2 protein-coding genes are annotated in these 1552 nt (G+C 38.9%); both read right to left on the reverse strand.

What is annotated here, in order from left to right; genetic code table 11:
* Positions 1 to 810 (reverse strand): IS3 family transposase (locus ACYT32_RS12300; protein ID WP_395266460.1); only part of this gene is annotated, 810 nt, incomplete at its 3' end.
* Positions 807 to 1481: a helix-turn-helix domain-containing protein gene (locus ACYT32_RS12305; RefSeq protein ID WP_395266462.1), complete on the reverse strand. Its 675-nt coding sequence runs from the start codon at positions 1479 to 1481 to the stop codon at positions 807 to 809. The genes ACYT32_RS12305 and ACYT32_RS12300, both read right to left, overlap by 4 nt.
* Positions 1482 to 1552: the final 71 nt, after the last annotated feature.

A 1552-nucleotide genomic window follows, 5' to 3' on the forward strand; every position in this document is an offset into this window, starting at 1 on the left:
GTCATTCACTAATCGAACTAATTCCTCAAATGTCTTCGGAGTTGGGTGTCTGTCCATCCATCGAAGCTTGAATTCACTCCACCAACGTTCCATTGGGGCATTGTCATATGGCGTTCCTGGACGGGACATACTTCTGGTGACGCTATGTTGATCAAGGAAATTATTAAATGAGTTCGATGTGAAGGCGGCTCCTCGATCTGTATGTACCATCGGATGAACATTCCCTGATAAATTGAATGCCCGTTGAAACGTCTCTATTTCGGCCTTTGATGTCTCAGTTTCACTAATATTACTAGCTATCAAGCATCTTCCGTAGAGGTCCAGAACTCCACTTAGTCGTACTTTGTTTTGACCGTTGATCCCCCAAGTTAGCTCCGTTGAATCAGATAGCCAAACTTGGTTTGGTTTTTCTACCTCAAAGTTTTGATCAAGGACGTTATCCTTGATATAGACCTCTTCTTGTTTGGACCTATTATGTTTCTTCTTTCTAGATTGGCAACAAATATTCAGTTCCATCATCAAACGCTTAACTTGTTTGATCGTAACTGGAAAATCAATTTCTTCGTCCATTTCTAAATTGGTAAGGATCGTACCTGCACCAATGGTCCTAGTATTCAATTCGTACCAATGCATGATCCTCTTCTTGAGTAATTTATCCCGTGTCTCTCGAGCAGTTTCAGTTCTATGAAAAAACTTGTTGTAAGCTTGTCGACTTACTCCAATCACTCCGAGTAGGAGAGTTATAGCTCCGTGATGATTCTGACTGACTTCCTTTATTGCTTGGTAAGCCAACCGGTTTTGTTGTTTCACCCCCTGTGCCGAAGTTCCTCTAATTTTTTTGCGAATTCTTCAATTATCTTTTGATCTCGAAGTTGAGATTTCAATCGACGTATTTCTAAGTTTGCTTTATCTAGGTCCGTCATATCTTCTGCAGCTTTGCGTTTACCACGACGATCGAGGAGAGCCTCATATCCATTTTCATTGGATTTTAAGACCCATGATCTAACTTGTTGATATGATACTGAGAATTTTTCAGCTGCTTCGTTGTATGAATGGTGTTCTTTTACGACGTATTCAACGATTTCAATACGTTCTTCAAATGTAGTTTTACGTGACATAATGGGAACTTTCTTTCCAGACGATTTAGTCTTGATTAATTTCCCATTATTATACTTGATTATCCAATCATGTACTTGAAATATATTGCGTAATCCATAATTGTAAACTAATTCTTCTAAAGTGCCTTTACCTTCAAGATAGTCATGAACAACATTCAGCTTAAATTGATAACTATATTTTGATCTGGTTTTGCGGGCTTTGAGTCCATCTAAACCTTCTTGACGTACATGCATCAGCCAATTCTTAAATCCACTTCTACTCACCCCATTGTTTCTTGCAAAGGTCGCTAATGGAACGTCTGAGCTCTTGAACAAACTGATCAGGCGTACCTTTTCTTCAAAACTAAACCTATTTCCAGGCATGCAAAAATCCCTCCATAATCATCGGATGAAATTATATTATTTCATCTGACAACCACAAAGGGATTATCGCA

The sequence above is a fragment of the Companilactobacillus sp. FL22-3 genome (genome assembly GCF_054881455.1).

Coding starts and splice junctions, on each gene's coding strand:
- ACYT32_RS12305 (WP_395266462.1), bottom strand. CDS start 1,481: ATGCCTGGAAATAGGTTTAGTTTTGAAGAAAAGGTACGCCTGATCAGT.